At 62.5% G+C, this 24,449-nt stretch carries 20 protein-coding genes, 1 tRNA gene and 1 pseudogene; 12 read left to right on the top strand and 10 right to left on the bottom strand.

Annotated features, from left to right (window positions below):
• Window positions 1-51 precede the first annotated feature (51 nt).
• Window positions 52-930 (bottom strand): LysR substrate-binding domain-containing protein, encoded by an 879-nt coding sequence (locus tag CJD35_RS03635; protein WP_017184267.1) that lies wholly within the window; start codon window positions 928-930, stop codon window positions 52-54.
• Between the two features lie 9 nt (window positions 931-939).
• Complete coding sequence (locus tag CJD35_RS22670; RefSeq protein ID WP_167383134.1) at window positions 940-1,113, bottom strand: hypothetical protein; 174 nt, start codon at window positions 1,111-1,113, stop codon at window positions 940-942.
• 150 nt (window positions 1,114-1,263) lie between these two features.
• Here CJD35_RS22670 and CJD35_RS03630 point away from each other — a divergent pair, with 150 nt between their 5' ends.
• From CJD35_RS03630 to CJD35_RS03605, 6 genes are all read left to right on the top strand, one after another.
• A complete protein-coding gene (locus tag CJD35_RS03630) occupies window positions 1,264-3,549 on the top strand; it encodes a CDC48 family AAA ATPase (protein ID WP_017184268.1) in 2,286 nt (761 codons plus the stop codon).
• A gap of 128 nt (window positions 3,550-3,677) precedes the next feature.
• The gene (locus CJD35_RS03625; protein ID WP_017184269.1) at window positions 3,678-4,322 is read left to right on the top strand and encodes a class I SAM-dependent methyltransferase; all 645 of its coding nucleotides are present in this window, start codon (window positions 3,678-3,680) and stop codon (window positions 4,320-4,322) included.
• A gap of 117 nt (window positions 4,323-4,439) precedes the next feature.
• Window positions 4,440-5,540 (top strand): helix-turn-helix transcriptional regulator, encoded by a 1,101-nt coding sequence (locus CJD35_RS03620; RefSeq protein ID WP_017184270.1) that lies wholly within the window; start codon window positions 4,440-4,442, stop codon window positions 5,538-5,540.
• Window positions 5,541-5,670: 130 nt separating this feature from the next.
• On the top strand, window positions 5,671-7,056 hold the full coding sequence (locus CJD35_RS03615) for a porin (RefSeq protein WP_026002594.1): 1,386 nt from the start codon (window positions 5,671-5,673) through the stop codon (window positions 7,054-7,056).
• 121 nt (window positions 7,057-7,177) lie between these two features.
• Window positions 7,178-9,190 (top strand): TonB-dependent receptor plug domain-containing protein, encoded by a 2,013-nt coding sequence (locus tag CJD35_RS03610; protein WP_017184272.1) that lies wholly within the window; start codon window positions 7,178-7,180, stop codon window positions 9,188-9,190.
• A 65-nt stretch (window positions 9,191-9,255) separates the two neighbouring features.
• A complete protein-coding gene (locus CJD35_RS03605) occupies window positions 9,256-10,290 on the top strand; it encodes a LacI family DNA-binding transcriptional regulator (protein WP_017184273.1) in 1,035 nt (344 codons plus the stop codon).
• Between the two features lie 32 nt (window positions 10,291-10,322).
• Here CJD35_RS03605 and CJD35_RS03600 read toward each other — a convergent pair.
• A tRNA-Thr gene (locus CJD35_RS03600) sits at window positions 10,323-10,397 on the bottom strand.
• A 113-nt stretch (window positions 10,398-10,510) separates the two neighbouring features.
• Between CJD35_RS03600 and CJD35_RS23375 the strand changes: the two genes are divergently transcribed.
• Window positions 10,511-10,639, top strand: coding sequence for a hypothetical protein (locus tag CJD35_RS23375; RefSeq protein ID WP_017184274.1), 129 nt, complete (start codon window positions 10,511-10,513; stop codon window positions 10,637-10,639).
• Here CJD35_RS23375 and CJD35_RS03595 read toward each other — a convergent pair.
• A complete protein-coding gene (locus tag CJD35_RS03595) occupies window positions 10,636-12,417 on the bottom strand; it encodes an aminopeptidase P family protein (protein WP_017184275.1) in 1,782 nt (593 codons plus the stop codon). The two genes, CJD35_RS23375 and CJD35_RS03595, sit on opposite strands and share 4 nt — an antisense overlap.
• Before the next feature lie 109 nt (window positions 12,418-12,526).
• On the opposite strand from CJD35_RS03595, the gene CJD35_RS03590 reads away from it, so the two are divergent.
• From CJD35_RS03590 to CJD35_RS03580, 3 genes are all read left to right on the top strand, one after another.
• The gene (locus tag CJD35_RS03590; RefSeq protein WP_026002595.1) at window positions 12,527-14,614 is read left to right on the top strand and encodes a S9 family peptidase; all 2,088 of its coding nucleotides are present in this window, start codon (window positions 12,527-12,529) and stop codon (window positions 14,612-14,614) included.
• Between the two features lie 115 nt (window positions 14,615-14,729).
• Window positions 14,730-15,128: an acyl-CoA thioesterase gene (locus CJD35_RS03585; RefSeq protein WP_017184277.1), complete on the top strand. Its 399-nt coding sequence runs from the start codon at window positions 14,730-14,732 to the stop codon at window positions 15,126-15,128.
• A gap of 46 nt (window positions 15,129-15,174) precedes the next feature.
• Window positions 15,175-15,684: a hypothetical protein gene (locus tag CJD35_RS03580; protein ID WP_017184278.1), complete on the top strand. Its 510-nt coding sequence runs from the start codon at window positions 15,175-15,177 to the stop codon at window positions 15,682-15,684.
• Window positions 15,685-15,694: 10 nt separating this feature from the next.
• On the opposite strand, the gene CJD35_RS03575 is transcribed toward CJD35_RS03580, so the two are convergent.
• The 4 genes from CJD35_RS03575 to CJD35_RS03560 form a co-directional block, all read right to left on the bottom strand.
• Window positions 15,695-17,539, bottom strand: coding sequence for an ABCB family ABC transporter ATP-binding protein/permease (locus CJD35_RS03575; RefSeq protein ID WP_026002596.1), 1,845 nt, complete (start codon window positions 17,537-17,539; stop codon window positions 15,695-15,697).
• Between the two features lie 157 nt (window positions 17,540-17,696).
• Window positions 17,697-19,880: an excinuclease ABC subunit UvrB gene (gene uvrB, locus CJD35_RS03570; protein WP_017184280.1), complete on the bottom strand. Its 2,184-nt coding sequence runs from the start codon at window positions 19,878-19,880 to the stop codon at window positions 17,697-17,699.
• Window positions 19,881-19,920: 40 nt separating this feature from the next.
• A complete protein-coding gene (locus CJD35_RS03565) occupies window positions 19,921-20,313 on the bottom strand; it encodes a hypothetical protein (RefSeq protein ID WP_017181997.1) in 393 nt (130 codons plus the stop codon).
• 22 nt (window positions 20,314-20,335) lie between these two features.
• Window positions 20,336-21,037, bottom strand: a complete 702-nt coding sequence (locus CJD35_RS03560; RefSeq protein ID WP_017181996.1) for a DNA/RNA non-specific endonuclease — start codon at window positions 21,035-21,037, stop codon at window positions 20,336-20,338.
• On the opposite strand from CJD35_RS03560, the gene CJD35_RS03555 reads away from it, so the two are divergent.
• On the top strand, window positions 21,036-21,563 hold the full coding sequence (locus CJD35_RS03555) for a DUF3617 domain-containing protein (protein ID WP_017181995.1): 528 nt from the start codon (window positions 21,036-21,038) through the stop codon (window positions 21,561-21,563). The two genes, CJD35_RS03560 and CJD35_RS03555, sit on opposite strands and share 2 nt — an antisense overlap.
• An 83-nt stretch (window positions 21,564-21,646) precedes the next feature.
• Window positions 21,647-22,162, top strand: a complete 516-nt coding sequence (locus CJD35_RS03550; RefSeq protein WP_017181994.1) for a DUF3617 domain-containing protein — start codon at window positions 21,647-21,649, stop codon at window positions 22,160-22,162.
• A 14-nt stretch (window positions 22,163-22,176) separates the two neighbouring features.
• On the opposite strand, the pseudogene CJD35_RS03545 reads toward CJD35_RS03550, so the two are convergent.
• Window positions 22,177-23,354, bottom strand: a pseudogene (locus tag CJD35_RS03545) (MBL fold metallo-hydrolase).
• Window positions 23,355-23,398: 44 nt separating this feature from the next.
• Complete coding sequence (locus CJD35_RS03540) at window positions 23,399-24,448, bottom strand: ribonucleotide-diphosphate reductase subunit beta (RefSeq protein WP_017181992.1); 1,050 nt, start codon at window positions 24,446-24,448, stop codon at window positions 23,399-23,401.
• Window position 24,449 lies beyond the last annotated feature (1 nt).

Genomic DNA, 24,449 nt, shown 5'->3' with positions numbered 1-24,449 from the left:
CGCGGATTAAGGTTAAGAGCCAGGACAGATAAAAATTCGCTCGGCGTCCCGTCAGATATCGGCGGCGATCAACCAGTCGCGGAAGATACGCACGGCGCGGGTCTGGAGCGCGCGGGGACGACAGACGAAATAATAGCGATAGGGGCTTTCGACGCGGATCGGAAACAGGCGGACCAGCCGGTTGTCGGCAGCTTCCTTGAAATGGCTGGCGTGCATGAAGGCGACGCCAAGCCCCTGTGCTGCCGCTTCCAGCATCAACTGTCCTGAATCATAATTGTCCGTCGCCAGCGGTTGCAGGTCGGGCAGGCCGACCGCTTCCTTCCAGGCATCGAACGCCAACGGCATGTCGCGGTGGAGCAGCACAGTATGCTGTGCCAGTTCCCCCGGCGACGTCAGCGCATGGGGCGATTCGAGCAGAGATCGCGCGCCGATGACATAGACTTCGTCATGATCCAGTTCATGCGCATAGAGCGCGGCGTCGATATCCTTGGCCAGCACGATCGCCGCGTCCAGCCCTTCACCCAGCCGGGCGACGGCATGGGGCGTCGTTTCGATGTCGATGTGCAATTGCGGATGCAGCGCGCGCAGCGCGCCCAGATGGGGAAACAGCCTTTGGGTTGCGAACAGGGGCATGACCGCCAGTCGCAGCCGCAACTGGTTGCCGCCGCTCTGGATATTTTCCAGCGCCTGCGCAAGGGAATCGAGGGCTGGCGCGATATCGTCCAGCAGCCTCTGCCCCTCAGCATTGATTTCCAGCGCCTGATGCTTGCGGTCGAACAGTGGGCGGCCGATGAAGCGCTCCAGCGCCTGAACGCGGCGGCTGAGCGCTGGAGTCGAGAGTGCGAGTTCTTCCGCCGCAGCCTTGACCGAGCCAAGGCGCGCAACCTGAACAAAGGCCTCCAGGGCCGTAAGGGGCGGCAATCTGCGCATCTGTCTTCACTAATCCGAAGCCGGTGCGCTGCGTCGCATCATGTCTTTTTGTCGATCGCAGCGGCAGCCGGTTCCAAGCATCCTGTCCACACTCAGCAGGAAAATCTCCAAAATGGCAAGATGCATTTTCTGCAACTCCCCTTTTCTTTTCGCACTTGCAATAAATTCTGCCGCGGTGCACATAGGGGGTGCCTTTCAGGCATCCTCTCCTAAAACTTTCCGGGCTGGCCTTTGGGCTGGCCCTTTTTTTGTGCGCAGGGCTTCGCCTCCTGCCCCTTTTCCTTGGCCGCGTCGTTTCCTATTTCGTGATTGAGCGAAAAGGAGGGGCCCGCAATGGCGGAAGATGACGTGACGGGACGGCGGATTCAGGTTGCCAATGCGCGACCAGAAGATGCCGGACGCGGGCTGGCGCGGCTGCCACTGGCGGTTATGGCGCAGCTGAGCCTAGCTGAAGGCGATGTGATCGAGATCATTGGCAAGCGATCGACCGCTGCGCGGGTAGTGCGCCCCTATAAGGAAGATGAAGGGCTGGACGTGCTGCGCTTGGACGGGCTGCAACGGGCCAATGCCGGTGTCGGCTCCGGCGATTTCGTCCATATCGACAAGCTGGAGTCGCGCGCGGCCCAGCGTGTCGTGTTCGCGCCTGCACAAAATAATCTGCGGCTTCAAGGGCATCCCGAAGCGTTGAAGCGGGTTTTCTTTCAGCGTCCCCTGACAGCGGGCGATGTCGTCGCGACGGCTGGGCAGCAGCAGGTGCCACCCGGCGACATGCCGCCCCAGTTGCGGCAGATGCTGGCCGCGCCGGCTTACGCTCTGCAGGAAATCCGGCTCGTCGTCGTATCGACCATACCCAAGGGCATCGTTCATATCGACGCCGAGACCGAGGTTGAGCTGCGCCCCGAATATGAGGAACCCAAGGAAGCGCGCCGTGCTGACGTCACCTATGACGATGTGGGCGGCATGGCCGATACGATCGACCAGTTGCGCGAAATGGTCGAATTGCCGTTGCGCTATCCGGAACTGTTCCAGCGTCTGGGCGTCGATCCGCCGCGCGGGGTGATGCTCCATGGCCCGCCGGGTACGGGCAAGACCCGGCTGGCGCGCGCGGTTGCCAATGAATCGGAAGCCGAATTCTTCCTGATCAACGGGCCGGAAATCGTCGGGTCTGCCTATGGCGAATCGGAAAAGCAGCTGCGCGAGGTTTTCGAGGCGGCGTCGAAGGCTGCGCCGTCGATTCTGTTCATCGACGAGATTGATTCGATCGCGCCGAAACGGGGGCAAGTGACCGGCGAGACCGAAAAGCGGCTGGTCGCACAACTCCTGACGTTGATGGACGGGCTGGAGGCACGCACCAATCTGGTCGTGATCGCGGCGACCAACCGCCCCGAAGCGATTGACGAGGCGTTGCGGCGTCCCGGTCGGTTCGACCGGGAAATCGTCGTCGGCGTGCCCGACGAGCGTGGGCGGCGCGAGATATTGGGCATCCATACGCGCGGGATGCCGCTGGGCGATACGGTCGACCTGTCGGAACTGGCGCGCATGACCTACGGCTTCGTCGGCGCGGATTTGGCGGCGCTGACTCGCGAGGCGGCGATCGAGACGGTGCGACGGTTCATGCCGCGCCTCAATCTGGAGGACGGCACGATCCCGCCTGACGTGCTGGAGGAATTGTCGGTCACCCGCGATGATTTCATGGCCGCGATCAAGCGCGTCCAGCCATCGGCCATGCGCGAAGTGATGGTGCAGGCGCCCAATATCGGCTGGTCCGACATTGGCGGGCTGGATGACGCGCAGATGCGGCTGAAGGAAGGGGTGGAGCTGCCGCTGAAAGACCCCGATGCCTTCCGCCGCATCGGCATTCGTCCGGCCAAGGGCTTCCTTCTCTACGGCCCGCCCGGCACGGGCAAGACCCTGCTGGCCAAGGCTGTGGCGCGGGAAGCGCAGGCCAATTTCATCGCCACCAAATCGAGCGACCTTCTGTCCAAATGGTATGGCGAGAGCGAGCAGCAGATTGCCCGGCTGTTTGCCCGCGCACGGCAGGTGGCGCCGACCGTCATCTTCATTGACGAGCTGGACAGCCTGGTCCCCGCGCGCGGCAATGGCATGGGCGAACCGCAAGTGACCGAGCGGGTGGTCAATACCATCCTGGCCGAAATGGACGGGCTGGAAGAATTGCAGTCGGTGGTGGTCATCGGCGCGACCAACCGGCCCACGCTGGTCGATCCGGCGCTGCTGCGGCCGGGGCGGTTCGACGAACTCATCTATGTGCCGGTCCCCGATCGGGCGGGCCGTCAGCGCATCCTGTCGATCCATACCGGCAAGATGCCGCTGGGCGATGATGTCGACCTGGCTTCACTGGCGGCACGGACGGAACGCTTCACTGGCGCTGATCTGGAGGATCTGGCGCGACGGGCGGGCCTGTTCGCGTTGCGCCAGTCGCTGTCGGTCGACAAGGTGATGATGGCCCATTTCGAAGCGGCGCTGGAGGAAACGCGCGCATCGGTGACGCCGGAAATGGAGCATGAATATGAAAAGATCCAGGCGACACTGAAGCAGAAGGCGTTGCAGGTCGACCCGATCGGCTTCGTTTCCCCCGGCATGTTGCGAGGGGCGAGTTGAAGGGACAAGCAGGCGGCGAGGGAAACCATATGCCGCCTGCGCGTTTCTTGTCATGTAAATGCAAAGCGGCTTGCCAGTCGCACTGATATTTGCGACGCCCGACCACGATCATAGACAGACGGATAGTGATGGCCTCCATTCCCTTGAAAAAGAAAAATATTCCGGGCGGCAAACCAGGTGCTGGCCGGTTTCTCCAGCAATGGGGCATGTTTTTCCGCCAGTTCGTCAGGCATCCCGGCATGATCGGATCGATCATTCCTTCCTCTGCGACGCTGGTGGACCGGATGCTGGATCAGGTCGATTGGCACAATACGCGGCTGTTCGTCGAATATGGGCCGGGGGTCGGCACCTTCACGCAGGCGATACTTGATCGGTTGCACCCCGACGCGATCCTGTTGGCAATTGACCTCAATCTGGATTTCGTCGCCTATCTGGAGGCGCAATTCGACGATCCGAGGCTGAAGGTCGTGCATGGGTCGGCTGCCGACGTGCGGCGCTTTATCCGGCAAGCGGGTCATGTCCAGGCGGACTATATATTGTCCGGCATCCCCTTTTCGACATTGCCCGACACGGTGGGCGCGTCCATCTGCGCTGAAACGCGCACCGCATTGCGGCCGGGCGGCGCTTTCCTGGTCTATCAATATTCACGCTATGTCCGCCGTCTGCTCGACCCGTTATTCGCGCATGTCCGTGAAGGACGGGAATGGCGCAATATTCCGCCTTGCTGGATGTTTTGCGCCATGCGGGAAGAAGCGTTGGCGCAGGCGGCTTGATCTGGGTTAATCCATAACAGTAACGCCCAGAATCACTTGCCCCTTTTCCTTACGTATATTTGACTTGAACCAAATATTGCGTATCGGATGCCTGCTTGACTGTGGGGGTTATGGGGGATGGCGTCACGCGCCACGAATGGGGATGAATGGGCAGACCTGTTTCTGTCCGCCGCGCTGGACCCGGAAAACTGGGACAGGGCGATCAGGGCAATGGCCGCCGCGACCGGGTCGCGCCATGGCCAACTGATCGGCTTTGGTCCCGGCGCCAGCAGTTTCAACTGGATCAGCGACATTGATGACAGCATCGTCGCCAAGACCGCGACGATCGACCAGTCCCGACCTGACCTCAATTATCGCGTCGCGGCTGACGCTTTGCGCGACAGTCCGACCATCGTCCACGAAGCGCAATATGATGTGGCGCGCCAGTCGCTGCGCGCGGACGACTATCTCGACCTTTGCGCCGATTTCGACATTTTCAATGGCTGTCAGACCCGCCTTCTGGCGGGACGGGAAGGGATGATCGGGCTGGCGTTGCTGCGCGACAGCAAGGATGGGCGCACAACCCAGGAGCAGCGCGACCTGTTTGGCGCGATTGCCCCGCACGTCCGCACGGCCGTGTTGCTTCAGCGCGCGATCGAGCAGCAGGGATTTGCGCTGTTGTCCGGCACGTTCGAGGCGATGGACCGCGCCTGCTGGCTGCTCGATGCGACCGGGCGGGTTGGGGGCATGACCCCGCGCGCCGACGCGCTGCTGGCGACCAGCCGCATTCGCGTCCGTGATGGCTGGCTGGCCAGCGAACGGCCCGATGAAAGCCGCGCCATCGCTCGCGCGGTTCGCGCCGTGATAGACCCGCCTGGCCGCGCTGCCGATCCGGTCGCGCTGCGCGATGATAGCGGGGGCGTGGGCATCATGCTGGAATGCTACCCCTTGCCCAGTCGACCCTGGGCACTGCCGTTCGCGCCGCGCGCCATCATGATCGCGCGGGTTGGCGCGCCGACGGACCGGCACGTCCAGCTGTTGATGCGGACATTCGGCCTGACCCCGGCCGAAGCCGACATCGCCATCCGGCTGGCGGCCGGCCAGTCCCGCGCCGACATCGCGGCGGCGCGCGGCGTATCGGCCGAGACGTTGAAGGTGCAACTGCGCAGCATCTACGACAAGACCGGATGTCGCCGGGAGTCGCAACTTGTGCGGATCGTCGGCCTGATCAGCCATTGACGCTATCCCTTTCGGCGCGCCTGCACTGTCCGAAGGGATGAGAACCTAAGTCTAATTTTCCTGTCCGTTCGGACCCGCCACTCTCCTGCTTCGGCCGGGGGGAAACCGGCGTCACGAACGGGAGGATGATATGAAAGGGACGTTGCGCCTGATGAGCGCGGCGGGAGCGCTGCTGCTCGCCGCCACCGCTGCACCGGCCATGGCCGGCACCACGGCCGATCTGCTCAAGCGCCTGCATGAAAAGGGCATCCTGACCGATGAGGAATATCAGGAGCTGCTGAAGGGCCAGAGCGCAGAGGCCGCGCAAGCGCCGCCAGTCACTCCGGATGCGTCGGGCGGCAAGCCGCTGGTCCGCATGGCCGACAGCGGTGTGGGGCTGCAAATGGGCGATGTCACGCTCAAATTCTCCGGTTCGGTCAATGGCTTTTACGTCCATGACAATGGCGAGGCACCCAATGCGACCAACACCGTCGTAGGCGGCGTGGCGACGGTGGGCGGCAACAGCTCGGCGATCCGCAATGGCCTGCTGCCCGGCTTCCTGAAGGTCGAGGCGATGACGACGCAGGGCGGCTGGGACGTCGGCGCGCATTTCGGCATGTATCCCGGCATCAACTCGGTCAATTATGCCGCGGGCGGCGGGGCCAACAGCCCCGGCAATCCCCGCGCGCTCCAGACCGCCGGGATCGACTTTCGCCAGACCTATCTGACCTTTGGTCGGGCCGGTTTTGGTGAAGTGAAGATCGGCCGCGACATCGGGCTGTTCGGGTCCGAAGCGATCCTCAACGACATCACCCTGCTGTCGTCGGGCACGCCGGCAGGCAATGTCGCCCCGTCCAACACGACGCTGGGACGGATCGGCACTGGCTATATCTACACCGATTTCCAGCCGCAGATCACCTATACCACGCCCAATTTCAACGGTTTCACCGCCAGTGTCGGCATTTTCGAGCCCTTGTCCTCGCTCACCGGCCCGGCGGAATCGAACAAGCAGCCGGGCTTCCAGGCGAAGTTCGTCTATGATGGCAAGCTGGGCGAGGTTGCGACGCGGCTGTGGCTGTCGGGGATCAGCCAAAAGCATAATGTGATTGCGGGTCCGGACTATACCGGCTGGGGCTGGGATGCGGGTGCCAAGGTCACGTTCGGGCCGGTCACGCTGGTCGGCACCTATTATGATGCGTCGGGCCTGGGCACGACCGCGCTCAACCTGTTCGATACCGATGGTCTTGGCAACCGGCGCGACAGCCATGGCTTCTATCTGCAGGGGCTGGCGACGTTCGGCAAAATCTCGGTTGGCGGCAGCTATGGTGAAAGCCATCTCGATTATGCCAATGCTGCCGATGCACTGGCCAATCCGCTGCTCGTGGACAAGAATGGCAGCTGGGTCGGGCAAGTGCGTTACGGCCTCAACAGCTGGGTGACGCTGCTGGGCGAATATGTCCACACGACGTCGAAAGCGCATAATGGCAATGAGGCCAGTTCCGACGCGCTGGCGGCCGGGGCGATCCTGTTCTTCTGACCGGCTGGTCGACCCAAGGAACAATGTTACGGGGCGGGGACTGCATCCTAGAAAGGGTGCGGTCCCTTTCCGTTTGCAAAAATGCTGAAAAATCAGGACAGGGGGCGCCGAGGGGATTGTCATGAAAACCACCATTCTGCCCGCCTTGCTCTTGTCCATACCTACAGCCGCGCTGGCGCAGGCGCCGGACGATGCGGGGGATACGCCGTCGATCATCGTCACTGGCACGGGCCTGTCGCTGCCGCCCGGCACTCCGGCCTATGGGTCGGTGGTGATCGACCGCGCCCGGTTGCAGGACAGCGCGTCGGGCCGGATCGAAAGCGTGCTGGGCGATGTCGCTGGTTTCCAGCAGTTCCGCCGGTCCGACAGCCGGTCCGCCAACCCTTCGGCGCAAGGCGCGACCCTGCGCGCGCTGGGCGGCAATGCGTCCAGCCGGACGTTGCTGCTGCTGGACGGCGTGCCGATGGCCGATCCCTTCTTCGGCTATATTCCGTTCAACGCGCTGGTGCCTGATCGGCTGTCGGTCGTCCGGGTGACGCGCGGCGGGGGTATCGGCGCATTTGGTGCAGGGGCGGTCGCGGGCACGATCGAACTGGCCAGCGCCACGCGCGATCAACTGCCGATCTTTGCCGCGAGCGCCTTTTATGGCAGCCGCGATTCGACCGAATTGTCCGCCAGCCTGACGCCGGACCTTGGCAGCGGCTATGTGTCGCTGTCCGGGCGGTGGGACAGGGGAGACGGGTTCCAGACGACACCCAAGGGACAGCGCGTCGCCGCGACCGTGCCCGCCGCCTATGACGGATGGTCCACCAACATACGCGCGGTCGCGCCTGTCTCCGCGAACGCCGAACTGCAATTTCGCGCAACCCTGTTTGAAGATAACCGCACGCTGCGTTTCGCCGGTGCGGACAGTATGAGCCAGGGGCAGGACGCCAGCATCCGCTATATCAATCGCGGGCCGTGGCAGGTCGATGCGCTGGCCTACATACAGGCGCGCAATTTTTCCAACATCGTCATGTCGTCCTCGACCTTCCGCAAGTCGCTAGACCAGCGCAACACGCCCTCGACCGGCCTTGGCGGCAAGATCGAACTGCGGCCGCCCGTCGGTGGCAACCATCTGCTGCGCGTCGGTGTCGACACCCGCTTCGCCACCGGCGACATGTTCGAGGACGCCTTCAACGCGAATATCGCCAGCAACCCCGCGACCTTCCGCCGCCATGCCGGAGGGAAGGAACTGACCAGCGGTATTTTTGTCGAGGATGACTGGACGATTGGCAAGCTGGTCCTGACCGGCGGGGTGCGGGCCGATCGCTGGTCGATCCGCAACGGTTTTTACCGGCAGGTCAGTGCGACGACCGGGGCAGTCACCAACAGCGCCTTTGCGGACCGGTCCGACTGGGAAGTGTCGGGCAGGGTCGGCGCGCTCTACCGGGTGACCGAGGCGATAGCGTTGCGCGGCGCGGCCTATAGCGGCTTCCGCTTACCGACGCTAAATGAACTCTACCGTCCGTTCGTAGTCTTTCCGATCACGACGCAGGCCAATGCCGCGCTGACCCCGGAAAAGCTGAAGGGGGCGGAAGCAGGCATCGACCTTACGCCCGCACCGGGCGTCACCCTGTCGGCCACCGCCTTCTATAACCGGCTGGACGACGCCATCGCCAATGTCACCATCAATGCGACCACCCGCCAGCGTCGCAATGTCGATCGCATCGTGGCGAAGGGGATCGAACTGACGGCGGCAGCGGCGCTGGGGGACATGCGCCTTTCCGCCTCCTACGCCTATAGCCACAGCAGCGTGCATGCGCCCGGTGAACCCTTTGACGGCCTGACCCCGGCGCAAAGCCCCCGCCATGCCGCCAGTGCGACCATTGCCTATAGTCCGGCGCAGGGGCCGACCCTGTCGACCACGCTGCGCTATGTCGCCAAACAATATGAGGATGACCTGCAAAGCGACGTGCTGCCTGACGCGCTGACACTCGATGCCATCGCACGGCTGCCGGTCGGCCATGGCGTGACGCTGGTGGCACGGGGCGAAAATCTGTTCGACGAGAAGGTCGTGACCCGCAATGCGGGCGGGTCCATGGACCTGGGCACGCCGCGCACGCTGTGGATCGGCATCAGTTTCGCCAACTGACAAGCCGGTCTTACGGCAATCATGCATGATCTTGTCTGCGTCGGCAGACCGGCTATGGCTGTGTCATGACAGAGCAGGGCAATTGGGCGATCGGGGCCGACGTCACGATCGCGGACGTGGCCGACCGGGCGCAGGTATCCATTCGCACGGTCTCCCGCGTGATCAACGGATCGCCCAAGGTCAATGCCGAAACCCGCGCGAAGATAGTGGACGCGATCGCGGCGCTGGGTTTCCGCCCCAGCGCGCGTGCGCGGGGACTGGCGACCGGACGCTCCTATCTGATCGGCATGATCCATAATGACGGGAATGTGCTGGTGCTGGGCGACGTGCATCGCTGCGTCGCGAACGAAGCGACCGCACAAGGCTATGAAGTCATTGCCCACGCAACCCTGACGGGTCAGGACGGTTCGGTCGAGGATGTGCTCGATTTCGTGCGGCGGTCCCGCGTCGATGGCGTCGTCATTCTGGCGCCGGTCTCCGGTGTGCCGGGCCTGGCTGACGCCCTTCGGACCCTGGGCATCCCGGCGGTGGCGCTTTCATCGGTCCGCCTTCCCGGCTTCGACGCCATGCTGGTATCGGGCGAACGCCATGCCGCCGTGCGCGTGGCCGAACATATCGTGGCGCTGGGCCATAGGCGCGTGGCGCATGTGTCGGGACCACCCGCAATGCTTTCGGCGCAAGAGCGTCGCGCGGGTTTCCTGTCCGCCTTGGCGGCTGCGGGCGTGGCGTTGGTGGGCGAGGAGGCAGGCGATTACAGCTTTGAGTCAGGCGTGGCGGCGGCGGAGCGGTTGCTGTCGATCGACCCGATGCCGACCGCGATTTTTGCCGCCAATGACATCATGGCCGCAGGCGTGATCAAGGTAGCTGCCTCGCGCCGTCTGGTGGTGCCGCGTGACCTGACCGTCATAGGATTTGATGGCAGCCTGTTGGCCAGGATGATCGTCCCGGCGCTGACGACGGTGCAGCGGCCCATGGGGGAGATGGCGCAGATGGCCGCCCGCTGTCTGTTCGATATCATCGCCAAACGGTCTGTCGACACGCTGATCGAGGTCGACCTGCCGCTGCTGATCGCGGAATCGAGCGCACCGCCGCCCGCCTGACGGCAAGTTCATGTTGATGTCCGGGGGAGAAATGGTGCTGCCGGTGAGGATTGAACTCACGACCTCAGCCTTACCAAGGATGCGCTCTACCACTGAGCTACGGCAGCACTATTTCATGTCCGCGGGCCTGTTCGGCCTGCGGAGCCGGGCCTATGGCTGTGCGCGCCGCCCTTGTCAAGGCGGGTTGCGGCGGATGCCACATTTTGCTTAAGGCCATGCCATGACGAGCGAACAGGATGACCGCAAGGCGCGGCTGGCGCAGGCGTTGCGCACCAATCTGCGTCGGCGCAAGGCGCAGGCGCGGGAAGTCTTGCCTTCGCCGCCCGCGCCCGATAGCCCCAAGGATTAAAGCGGCGCGCAGGCGCTCTCCAGCCACGTCTTTGCATCGCCATCCAGCTGCGGCCCGACGACCGACAGCACCTTGGCATGATAGGCATCGACCCATGCCCGCTCGTCGGGGCTGAGCAGATCGAGCGCGATCAGATGACGGTCGATCGGGGCGAAGGTCAGCGTTTCAAAGCCCAGCATCGGCTTTTCCGCGCCCGCAATGGCGCGGTCCTCCACCAGCACCAGATTTTCGATGCGGATGCCATATTCGCCCGTCTTGTAATAGCCAGGCTCGTTGGACAGGATCATGCCTGCCTGCAACGGCTCGTCGCCGCCGCCGAACGTCGCGATCCGCTGTGGTCCTTCATGCACTGACAGGAAGCTGCCAACGCCATGGCCGGTGCCATGGGCATAATCCAGACCCTGCGCCCAGAGGAACTGCCGCGCCAATATGTCGAGTTGCCCGCCACGCGTCCCCACCGGGAACACCGCGCGCGCCAGGGCGACATGGCCTTTCAGCACCAGCGTGAAACGCTCCTGCATCTCGCGGCTAGGCGCGCCGATCGCCAGCGTGCGGGTCACGTCGGTCGTGCCGTCGCGATATTGGCCGCCCGAATCGACCAGATAGAGCGTGCCCGTCTCGATCGGGCGGTTGGTCTTTTCCTCGACCCGGTAATGCACCACTGCGCCATTCGGGCCGGCCCCGCTGATCGTGTCGAAGGACAGATCCTCCAGCAGGCCGGTTTCCTTGCGGAACGCTTCCAGCCGGTCGGCAGCGGTCATTTCGGTCTGGCCGCCCTTGGGCGCTTCCACGGACACCCAGTGGAGGAAGCGGCTCAAGGCTGCGCCGTCACGGGCCTGCGCTGATTTGTGCCCGGCAATCTCGATCGGGTTCTTGATCGCCTTTGGCAGGATAGCAGGATCGCGCAGCGGCAATATGGTCGCGCCGCCGCTGTCGAGCGCCTCGAAGATCGCCGCCACCGCCCGTTCGGGATCGGCCACCACGCTTTTGCCCGCAAAGCCCGCCAGCGCATCGGCAAAAGCGGCGCGATCATGCACCCGCACGGCATTGCCCAGATGCTTGGCGACGGCTTCGTCCATCTTTTCGGGCGCGACATACAGGTCCGCAGTCGCGTCGGCATGGACGATGGCATAGGCGAGCGCGACTGGCGTCCGGTCCACATCCTTGCCCCGGATGTTGAAGGTCCAGGCGATGGAATCCAGCGCGGAGAGCACCGCGGCATCCGCCTTTTTCCCGACTAGCCAGTCAGCCATCGCCTGCCGCTTTTCCGCCGCGCTCTGCCCGGCATAGCGATCGTCATGGACGACCAGCCGTGCGTCGCTGGGGGCAGGGCGGTCGGGCCACACCAGGTCGATCGGGTTGGTGTCCACCGCCACCAGCGTCGCGCCCTTGTCCGCCAGTGCCGCGCTCGCCTGCTCCACCCAGGCACGGGTATGGAGCCAGGGATCATAACCGATCCGCCCGCCCGCCGGGGCATGGGCCTTCAGCCAGTCCGCGATGGAGGTTTGCGGGACGCTCTCATATTGCCACAGCGCGCCGTCAACCTGTTCGCGCACCTGCAACGTATAGCGGCCGTCGACGAAGATCGCGGCCTGTTCCGGCAGCACCACGGCGCTGCCCGCCGACCCCTGGAACCCGGTCAGCCAGGCGAGGCGCTGGGCGTAGGCGCCGACATATTCGCTCATATGCTCGTCGGTCAAAGGCACGACGAAGCCGTCCAGCCGGTCGCGCGCAAGCTGGTCGCGCAGGGCGTTGAGACGGTCTTGATAGGTGGACATTCATGCTTCCTTGCGTATCGGCCCTCTTGCGCAGGCCATAATGACAACAACATAAGCAGGCTGTGGCCTATATGCCAGCGCCCGCCTTGTTCTCGCAGATGGATAGTGAATGACCGTAAACACCATGTCGCCCGTTGCCGCTCCCGTCGCGCTAGCGCGGCCGCACAGCATCACCCATCATGGCATCACCGTCAGCGATGATTATGCCTGGCTGCGTGATCCGGGCTATCCCGATGTCAAGGACGCGGATGTGCTGGACTATCTGGCGCGGGAAAATGCCTGGTTCGAGGCGGCGATGGCCCCGCACAAGGGGCTGACCGACGCGCTGTTTGCCGAGATGAAGGGGCGCATCAAGGAAGATGACAGTTCCGTTCCGCAAAAGGATGGCGACTATATCTACTGGCGCGCATTCGAAACCGGCGCGCAATATCGCAAATGGTATCGCAGGCCCGTGGCCGCAAAAGACGATGGAAGCGCTGACCAACTGATACTGGACGAACCGGCGCTGGCGCAGGGCCATGACTATTTCCGGCTGGGCGCGATGTCGGTCAGCCCGGATGGCCGCTATCTGGCCTATGCGATCGACAATGACGGGTCGGAACGGTTCGAGGCGCGGATCAAGGATCTTTTTACCGGCGAGATTTTGCCGGAGTCGATCCCCGACACCTTGTCATCGCTGGTGTGGACGTCCGACAGCAAGGGGCTGCTCTACGGCCTCGCCAATGAAAACTGGCGGACCGACAATGCCCGGCTGCACTGGCTGGGGCAGAGCGTCGAGTCCGACGTCGAACTGTTCCACGAGGCCGATGAGGGGTTCCGCGTCTCGATCGGCCTTACCTCGTCGGAAAAATGGATCGTCATCGCGACGGGCGATCATGTGACGACCGAAGCCTGGCTGATTCCCGCCGACAATCCCACTGCGCCGCCCCTGCTCGTGTCCGCGCGGCAGGCGGGCCGGGAATATGATGTCGATGAACATGAAGGTACGCTCTACATCAGGACCAACGACACCCATCCCAATTTCCGACTGGTGACAGCCACGCTGGCAGCGCCCGGTCAATGGACGGAGGTGATCGCGCCCGATGCGCATTTCTATCTGACCGACTTCACCCTGTTCAAACGCTTCTACGTCACGGAAGGGCGGCTGGACGGCCTCGATCAGATCGAGCTGCGCGATTATGCGACGCACACGCCAAAGCGACTGCCATTCCCGGAGGCAAGCTATTCCGCGTCGCTGGATGACAATCCCGAATATGACGTGACGGTCCTGCGCATCGGCTATGAATCGATGGTCACGCCCGACACGATCTTCGACTATCATATCGCGCAAGAGCGGTTCGAGCTGCTCAAGGTACAGGAAATTCCGTCAGGCTATGACGCCAGCCGCTATGCGACCGAGCGACTGATGATCCCGGCGCGCGACGGCACGCAGATTCCGGTGTCGATCGTCTATCCCGCCGGTCTGCCGCGCGATGGCAGCGCGCCGCTGCACCTCTATGGTTATGGCGCCTATGGCATGGCGATGGAGCCGGGTTTTTCGACAGGGCGGCTGTCGCTGCTGGATCGCGGCTTTGCCTTCGCCATTGCCCATATTCGCGGCGGCGATGATCTCGGGCAGCAATGGTATCTCGACGGTAAGCTCGACAAACGCAACAACACCTTCACCGACTTTGTCGATGTGGCCAGGGGGCTGATCGACCTTGGCTATAGCAGCAAGGGACGGATCAGCATTTCGGGCGGCTCTGCTGGGGGCGAACTGATGGGCGCAGTCATCAACAGCGATCCCGATCTGTGGGGCGCGGTGGTGGCGCATGTGCCTTTCGTCGATGTGCTCAACACCATGCTGGACGAAACGCTGCCGCTGACGCCGGGCGAATGGCCCGAATGGGGCAATCCGATTGAGGACAAGGCAGCGTTCGAGACGATCCTGGCTTATGACCCCTACGCCAATGTGAAGGCGCAGGATTATCCGCCGCTGATGGTGACCGCAGGGTTGAACGACCCGCGCGTCACCTATTGGGAGCCGGCCAAATGGGTGGCCAAGCTGCGCGCGACCAAGACGGACGACAATGTCCTGCTGCTCAAGACCAATATGGGTGCGGGCCATGGCGGCAAATCCGGGCGGTTCGAGAGCCTGCACGAAAGCGCGGAGGAGTTTGCCTTCATCTTGTGGCAGATGGGGATGGCTGGGGCGTGATATTTTTCCAAATCCGTTCGGTTCGGGCGGCTTCGAACGAAGTCGAGAAGCGCCCGACAAGAACAAAGGTGTCGAGAATTGTTCTCGACAGGCTCGCACCGAACGGAGGATAGAGATGGCTGCGTCCTACACCACCCAGATCACCGCCCAGCCGGCCGACATCGACATACTTGGCCATGTCAACAATGCGGTCTGGGTCCAGTGGATGGAGCAGGTCGCGACCGAACATTGGACCCATGATGCCGACCCGGCGCATGTCGAAGCCTATGTCTGGGTCGTGACCCGTCACGAAATCGACTATCGCGGCAATGTGGCGGAGGGCGAGACGGTGACGGTCCGCACCTGGATTCCCGATGCCCCCCGCGGCGCACGCTTCGACCGGCTGATCGAATTCAGCGGCCCCGATGGCAAGGTGAAGGTCACGGCCAGATCCACCTGGGCGATCGTGGATAAAAGCACGGGCCGCATATTGCGCGTGCCGCCGGAGGTGGCGGCGAATTTTGGGGGTGAGTGAATCGATAATGCGGCAGTTGGGTGCCAGTTGAGACTGGGAGTGAAAAATGCACCGCTGGATTGCAGGCTATACCCAGAGCGAACTGGATGACGCACAGGATCGTTATGCCTTACGCTTTCCGCCAGACCTGATCGACTTGCTCTTGGACCGGCAGCCGGAAGACGGCTACAATTGGGCATCAGAAAATGACCGCATTAGGAAAATGCTGAACTGGCCGTTGGACTGTTTATTGTTCGATGTGGAAAATGGCCTCTGGTGGCCAGGCTGGGGAGATATTCCTGCTCTATCGGTGGAGCGAGCCGAGATCGTGCGCGCCGCGTTCCAATCAGCACCGCGCCTGATCCCGTTGCTTTCCCATCGCTTTATTCCCGAAGTGCCGAACGAAGCGGGCAATCCGATATTCTCGATGTATGGGTTTGATACGGTTTATTATGGGGCAAACTTGGAAGAGTATTTTCGCAACGAATTTGAAGGTCGTTACGAAATCAGTTCTCCACGACACATACCCTTCTGGTCCGATATCATTCAGCGACAGCAGGATATTTATCCCAGCTAATTGCCAAAAGCTAAGGCCGCACCACCTCAAACACATCCCCAATCCCCGGCTCGACCGGCATATCCTCACGCTCGGCCGCCTGCCGGTTCCACATCACGGCATAGAGGCCGTCCGCCCGCACCAGATCGGCGTGGCGGCCCCGTTCGACGATGCGGCCCTGGTCCAGCACGATGATTTCGTCGGCGTCGACCACCGTGGACAGGCGGTGCGCGACGATCAGGGTGGTGCGTTTGCGGGCAATGTTGCGCAGCACATCCTGAATTTCATTCTCCGTCCGGCTGTCGAGCGCGCTGGTCGCTTCGTCCAGCACCAGCACTGGCGGGTCTTTGAGCAGCGTGCGGGCGATCGCCACTCGCTGCTTTTCCCCACCCGACAGTTTGAGACCCCGTTCGCCCACGCGCGTATCATAGCCCATCGGCAGGCCAAGGATGAAGTCGTGGATCGACGCGGCTTTGGCGGCGGCCTCGATCTCCGCCTGGCTCGCGCCCTCGCGGCCATAGCCAATATTATATCCTACCGTGTCGTTGAACAGCACCATATCCTGCGGCACGATACCGATCGCCGCGCGCAGCGACGCCTGCGTCACGCTGGCGATGTCCTGCCCGTCTATGCTGACCTGGCCCGATTGAATATCGTAGAAACGGAACAGGATGCGCGCGATGGTGGATTTGCCCGCGCCCGACGGCCCCACGATCGCCAGCGTCCGCCCGGCAGGCACGGTGAAGCTGACGTCGTGCAATATCTCGCGTTCGGGATCATAGCCAAAGCGTACATGATCGAACCGCACTTCGCCGCCCGACGCGATCAGGGCAGGCGCGCCGCCCAAGTCGGCAATCTCCTGCTGCGTGTCTATCAGCCTGTACATCGCTTCCATGTCGATCAGGCCCTGCCGGATCGTGCGATAGACCATGCCGAGCAGGTCCAACGGCCGGAACAGTTGCGCCAGCAGCGTATTGACCAGCACGACATCGCCGGTGGTGAACTGCCCGCGGCTCCACCCCCACACGGTATAGGCCATCGCGCCCGCCATCATCAGGTTGGTGATCAGCGACTGGCCGATATTGAGCCAGGCCAGGCTATTCTCGCTCTTCACCGCCGCCTGCGCATAACGGCGCATCGCCGTGCCGTAACGGCTGGCTTCGCGTTCTTCCGCGCCGAAATATTTGACCGTTTCGAAATTCAGCAGGCTGTCGACGGCATGGGCGACAGCGCTGGTGTCCATGTCGACCATGTCGCGGCGCAACTGGTTGCGCCATTCGGTCACGGTGCGGGTGAACCAGATGTAAAGCGCGACCATGGCCAGCGTCACGACGACGAGCCACGCACCGAACTTCACGAAGAAAATGACGCAGACCGCGATCAGCTCCAGCACGGTGGGCGCAATGTTGAACAGCAGGAAATAGAGCATCGTATCGATGCTCTTGGTCCCGCGCTCGACAATCTTCGTGACCGCGCCTGTGCGCCGGTCGAGATGGAAGCGCAGCGACAGGCGGTGCAGGTGGACGAACACATCGTCGGCCAGCCGCCGCCCGGCTTCCTGCCCGACCTTCTCGAACACCGCATTGCGCAGATTATCGAACAACACGCTGCCAAAACGCGCGCCTGCATAGACCGCGACCAGCGCGATCGCCAGGCTGGCGGTCGGTTCCATCCCCGGCACCATCCGGTCGATCGCGGCCTTGTAGGCAAAGGGCATGGCCAGGCTGATGACCTTGGCCGCCAGCACGCACAGCATGGCGACGACCACCCGCCGCCGCAACGCGGGCGCATCCGCCGGCCACAAATAGGGCAGGAACCGCCGGAGCGTCGCCCAGACGGGAGGTAGTGGCGCGGATGTGGGCATGTCAGGCGGCATAGGCGCTATGTAGAGCGCGGCGCCAGATTATCCAGCGGTGGTTTAGAGGGTGCGATAACACACCACATCCGTTCGTTTCGAACAAAGTCGAGAAACCAAAGCACAGCGTTTCTCGACTTTGCTCGAAACGAACGGCTAGTTGGGAAACGGCATACCCCTACCGCCCGAATTTCTTTTGGGTCTTGCCATAGCGCAACTTCCGCGTACCCGGCTTGCCTTCGGTCGCGCGTCCCTTGGGCGCTGCCACCTGTTGATCGTGCGGCAAGCCCAATTCCTCCGCCTCCAGCTTGCGGATTTCGTCCCTGATCCGTCCCGCTTCCTCAAATTCCAGGTCAGCGGCGGCGGCGCGCATCTTCTTTTCCAGATCCTCGATATAGGCGCGCAGATTGTGGCCGACCATGTGGGGCCGGTCGGCATCGCCGGTTTCCACCAGCACGCTGTCCTTGTTGGCCACATGAGCGATGATGTCGCCGATGTTGCGCTTGATCGTCGTCGGCGTGATGCCATGTTCGCGGTTATAGGCTTCCTGCTTCTCGCGCCGCCGCCCGGTTTCGTTCAACGCGCGTTCCATGCTGCCGGTGATCCGGTCGGCATAGAGGATCACCCGCCCGTCCACGTTCCGCGCCGCGCGCCCGATGGTCTGGATCAGCGAGGTTTCGGAACGCAAAAAGCCTTCCTTGTCCGCGTCCAGAATGGCGACCAGCCCGCATTCGGGGATGTCCAGCCCTTCACGCAGCAGGTTGATGCCGATCAGCACGTCATAGACGCCAAGCCGCAGGTCACGGATCAGTTCGATCCGCTCCAGCGTCTCGACATCGCTATGCATGTACCGGACCTTGATTCCCGCCTCATGCATGAATTCGGTCAAATCCTCGGCCATCCGCTTGGTCAGCGTGGTGACCAGGGTGCGATAGCCATTGGCCGTGACCTTGCGGCATTCGTTGATCAGGTCGTCCACCTGATCCTCGACCGGCTTGATCTCGACCGGGGGGTCAATGAGGCCGGTGGGGCGGATCACCTGTTCGCTGAACACGCCGCCGGTCTGCTCCATTTCCCATTTGCCGGGCGTGGCGGAGACGCTGACCGTCTGAGGCCGCATGGCGTCCCATTCGTTGAAGCGCAGCGGACGGTTGTCGATGCAGGACGGCAGGCGGAAGCCATATTCGGCCAGCGTGATCTTGCGCCGATGGTCGCCGCGCGCCATCGCGCCGATCTGCGGCACGGTCTGGTGGCTTTCATCCACGAACAGCAGCGCGTTTTCGGGGAGATATTCAAACAGGGTCGGCGGCGGTTCGCCGGGCAGGCGGCCAGTCAGGAAGCGGCTGTAATTTTCGATTCCCGCGCATGATCCCGTCGCCGCGATCATCTCCAGGTCGAAATTGGTCCTCTGCTCCAGCCGCTGCGCCTCCAGCAACTTGCCCTCGCTCTCCAGCTCCTTGAGCCGTTCGGCCAGTTCGAAGCGGATCGCCTCCATCGCCTGCTTCAGCGTCGGGCCGGGGGTGACATGGTGGCTGTTGGGAAAGACTTTCACATAATCGAGGCTGGCGACCTTCTTGCCGGTCAGCGGGTCGAACTCGACGATGGCCTCAATCTCGTTGCCGAAAAAGGATATGCGCCAGGCGGTATCCTCATAATGGGACGGGAAGATTTCCAGATTGTCGCCCTTCACCCGGAAATTGCCGCGCGCAAAACCTGCGTCGTTGCGCTTATATTGGAGCGCGACCAGCTTGCGGATGATCTCGCGCTGATCCTCTATCCCGCCCTTCTTCATGGAAAAGGTCATGGCCGAATAGGTTTCTACCGAGCCGATGCCATAGAGGCAGGAAACGGATGCGACGATGATGCAGTCGTCCCGTTCCAGCAGCGACCGCGTGGCCGAATGGCGCATCCGGTCGATGCTCTCGTTTACGCTGCTTTCCTTCTCGATATAAGTGTCCGACCGCGCCACATAGGCTTCGGGCTGGTAATAATCATAATAGCTGACGAAATATTCGACCGCATTGTCGGGAAAGAAGCTTTTGAACTCGCCATAAAGCTGCGCGGCGAGGATCTTGTTGGGAGCCAGGATCAGCGCCGGGCGCTGCAACGCCTCGATCACCTTGGCCATGGTGAAGGTCTTGCCGGAGCCCGTAACGCCCAGCAGCACCTGATCGCGCTCGCCTGCCAGTGCCTGTTCCACCAGTTCGGGGATCGCGGTGCATTGGTCGCCCGATGGCTCATAATCGCTCACCAGCTTGAACGGGCGCCCGCCCTCGCTCTTGTCCGGTCGCGCGGGGCGATGCGGCACGAAGCTGGTTTCGGTGTCGGGCTCGTCGAGCGTGGTGCGGATCTGGATGGCCATGGGGGCAATATGGGGTGTTTGCGTCAGGACGCAATTGACGTCAGGGCTTCAACTCGAACGCGCCTTTGGGCGGGGGTGGATAGATAACAGGCTTGTCACCGAAACGCGCACGCAGGGCGGCTTCCCGCCGTTCGTCATCGACAACTTCCACGTTGATCTCTTCGGGATATTTCATGCTGACGTGGAATTTTTTGTCTTGGATGGCATATTCCAGAACCGACCATCGCATATTTGGTCCATCTGGTTCCAGATACCAAGCTTCCCACAGCACGTCGCTAAGATTTGTCTCACGCGGATTGTAATAGCGGATGACTTCTCCCTCATCCCTAAAAACGCTGGGACTCACCCAACCCTCGCCGATTTCAACATAAAGGAAAACACCATTCGGATCGCCGCCGACCAAGGCGGCCAATTCGAGTCCAATCTCGTTCATGAGCGACCCCAAGGCGTCAAGTTTATCGGTCACGGGGCTTGACTTTGCTTTCGTTCGAGAAATCCCTGAATTCTTCCCTGCCATTGACGCGCCACGTGACATGGATGCGATAGGGCCGTTTGGATGTTCCTTCATATAGCGGAACGATATGGACGACGACCCTTTTACCGTCTCGCAAATTCCTCGCCCAGCCATCTTCCATGGCGCGATAGGCGCCACGGTGGAAATTCCGGTCCTGGGCGAAATGGTTGACGCTGTCGCCGGGACCGTTGAAGCTGGCAGCGATAAAATGACCGCCATCATCGCCCGGACGGCGATCTGGCTGACCCGCCTGAGCCTGAGCACGCCGTGAGCGCGCGGCAATCGGGCCGTCTGTAAGCTCAGCGACGACTTCCCTCGGTCGCGCAATGACATCAATATGGAAATCATAGCCATTCTTCGTCTCCTTGCGCCAGTTGTTGTCGAGGATCTGGCTTTCCAGCGACGGTGGATCAGCGGGGTCTGGCGGTGATTTTCCGCCATGCGTATCCATATAATGCGCCAAGGCCAGAAACTTGTTCTTGGCGGCCCGTCCGGCATCCAGATAGGTCTGATGCCCATCCATTTCGGGGAAAATTTTGCAATGTCGCACCGGCTTGATATGCTCGGCTATCCACGGCCCAGCCCATGCCGACGCGATGAGGGGATAAGCGATGATCAGAGCTGTATTTGCCGCCGCCACCATGACCCTGTTGCTCGCTGCCTGCGGCGACAAGCCCGGCGACGCGCCAGCCAATGGCGGTGTGTCCATGACCAAGGAAGAGGTCAAGGCTGCGGTCGACAAGGTGCAGTTGAAGGCGGGCCAGTGGGAAGGGCGCTTCACCGTGCAGGATATCGACCTGTCCAATATGCCCGGCGCGCCCGCTGGCATGAAGGACCAGATGAAGAGCATGATGAGCCAGACGTCGCTCAAATATTGCGTCACGCCTGAAGAAGCGGCCAATCCCAGTGGCGAGATGTTTTCCGGTCAGGAAAACAAGGATTGTACCTATCAGGGCTTTGCCGTCAGCGGTGGCAGCGTGAAGGGGCAGGTGTCGTGCAAGGCGGATGGCGGCACGATGCAGGCCAGCATGTCGGGCACCTATGGGCAAGAGGCCTATTCGATGGACATGGACATGAAGATGGCGGGTGGCCCCAATGGCGCGGCCATGGCGATGAAGGCGCGTTCCGAAGGCAAGTGGATCGGCCCTGACTGCACCAAGGCGGAATAAGTCTCCACGCATTTCCGCTTGCGCTTTGCGCGCGACGGGTAGAGCCTCTTGCCTGTTCCGACCAAGAGAACAGGGGAGAGGTTATGCGAAAGACCGTGCTGGCGGGGATGCCGCTTGCGATCATGCCGCTCGTAACGATGTTGGCCCTTGGTGGCTGTAGCGAACCGGCCCCGGCGCCGGAAGTCGAGGAAACGCCGATCCTGATGCAGGCGGGCGAGTGGGTGTTGACCCGCAAGACCACCGGTTACAACACGCCGACCGTCACGCCGGAGCAATATCAGGCGGCGCTCAAGCAGACGAGCGAGGATAAGGTCTGCCTTTCGGTCGATGCCGAAGGGTTGCCGGACGTGGCGGCGATGGCGGGCAAGGATGGCACGGACTGCACCTATAAGGACAAGATGGTCCGCAAGGGCCGCATGATCGCGACCCTGGCCTGTACGGCGGGCAAGGGCACGTCGGAAATTGCGCTGGAAGGCAATTATACCGCTGACACGCTGACGCTGGGCGAAACCATGACGCAGTCGGAAGGCGGCGGCGCGGTGCTGCGCGCGACCTATGACCTGTCGGGCAAGCGGATAGGCGACTGCCCCAAGGGCTGACGCCGGACGGGGCGCTATTCCAGCGCCCTGATCGCGCGCCAGTCGCACTGTCGCTTGCGCTTTGATCCCTTGTCCTGCGCTACGGCGGCGTAGGGCGGCACCAGCAGCGACTGGCCGATCCGCAGCGGGGCGAAGCGCTGGCGCTCTATGCCTTCGCACGCCAGGAACAGGTCCAGCATACGGGGCGGCGTATTCCATTGTTCGTAGGACAGGTGGAACGTCCCCCAATGGATCGGGATCGCGGTCGACGCGCCCAGCCGTTTGAACACTTCCACCGCCTGTTGCGGGCCGATATGCGCGTCCGACGCCATCTGCCCTTTCCAGAAGCGGAACGCGCCGATGGGGATCAGGGCCAGCCGGATCGGGCCGAAGCGTGCGGCTTCATAGGGCCAGCCCATGTCGCCCGCGCCGGTGTCGCCTGCAAAGAAGATGTTGCCCGCGCGCGTCTCGATCAGAAAGCTGGACCAGAGCGCGCGGTTGCGATCCGTGCCCCAGCGGCTGCCCCAATGATGGTTGCGGGTCACATGGACGCGATAGTCGGGGCAATGTTCGTAATTGCCGCACTGGATCACTGCCTGCGGGGCAAGCCCGTTGAGCGCCGCGCCGCTGACCGACTGGCCCCAGTCAAGTGCGGTCGACGGGATGCCGTGCGCCTTCAATATCGTGTCATTGCCCAGGCTGGTGACGATCCTGGGCCGGTCGCGCTCCCACAATCGCTTCAGCGTCGGCAGGTCCATATGGTCATAATGATTGTGGCTCAGGACGATCAGGTCGATCCGGGGCAGATCATCGAAGCGGATGCCCGGCGGCGCGATCCGCCTGGGGCCGAAGGGGGCAGGGGGCTGGCATGGTCCGACCAGATCGGATCGGTCAATATGTTTATGCCCGCCGCCTGCACCAGCACCGTGGCATGGCCCACCCATGTCGCCACCATCCCGCGCGGCGCCGCGAAGGGCGCGGGGCGGGCGGGCTTGACGGCGATCGCGTCGGGCCATTGTGGCCGGTCGTCATGGCCCAGAAGCCAGCTGGCGATAAAGCCCCGTCGACTCGTCCCCGGCGGGGCGGGCACGTCGATCACCCCATCGGGATTGAAGAAATGCGCGCCGTCATAGTGACGGCTCACCGGCCCTTCATAATAGATGCGGTCAAGGAAGGGCGGCACGATCGTGACGGCCAGGCACAGGGCGACCATTGCAAACAGCAATGTCACCCCGATGCCCTTCACGAATTTGGCAATCACTCCGCCGCGATGCCCGCCGCCTTGAACATGTCGGGATCGGTTGCTTCGTCCGCATTGGCGGGCGTTGCGCGGGTCTTGCGGCGGTCGAACGCGTCCCAGACCTCGTTCCACTGGCCGCGCGTCGCGCCCTTTGAATATTCGGTCGCGCGGGTTTCAAAGAAGTTGGCATGTTCGACGCCATTGAGCATCGGGGTCAGCCAGGGGAGCGGATGCTCGTCGATCATGTAGATGGGTTTGAGGCCCAGCTGGCCCAGCCGCCAGTCGGCGATATAGCGGACATATTTCTTGATGTCCTTGGGCGTCATGCCCGGCACCGGACCCATTTCGAACACCAGATCGACAAACGCATCCTCGATACGGACGGTTTTTTGGCACATGTCCATGATGTCGTCCTTGACCGAAGGGGTCAGGCACTGGCGTTCGGCGCAGAAGGCGTGGAACAGCTTGATGATGCCCTCGCAATGGAGCGTTTCGTCGCGGATCGACCAGGTGACGATCTGCCCCATGCCCTTCATCTTGTTGAAGCGCGGGAAGTTCATCAGCATCGCGAAGCTGGCGAAGAGCTGCAACCCTTCGGTAAAGCCGCCGAACATGGCGAGCGTGCGGGCAATATCCTCGTCCGTGTCGACGCCGAACTGTTGCAGATAGTCGTGCTTGTCCTTCATCTCCTTATATTGGAGGAAGGCCGAATATTCGCTTTCGGGCATCCCGATCGTGTCGAGCAGATGCGAGTAGGCGGCGATATGGACGGTTTCCATGTTGCTGAACGCGGTCAGCATCATCTTGATCTCGGTCGGCTTGAACACGCGGCCATATTTTTCGTGGTAGCAATCCTGCACTTCCACGTCCGCCTGTGTGAAGAAGCGGAAAATCTGCGTCAAAAGGTTCCGCTCATGATCGGACAGCTTCTGCGCCCAATCACGGCAATCCTCGCCCAAAGGCACTTCTTCGGGCAGCCAGTGCAGCTGCTGCTGCCGCTTCCAGAACTCATAGGCCCAGGGATATTCGAACGGCTTGTAGACTTTGGAGGCTTGGAGAAGGGACATG

The organism is Sphingobium xenophagum (assembly GCF_002288285.1).
GTDB lineage: Bacteria > Pseudomonadota > Alphaproteobacteria > Sphingomonadales > Sphingomonadaceae > Sphingobium > Sphingobium xenophagum.
This window is presented reverse-complemented; position numbering and strand designations above follow the sequence as displayed.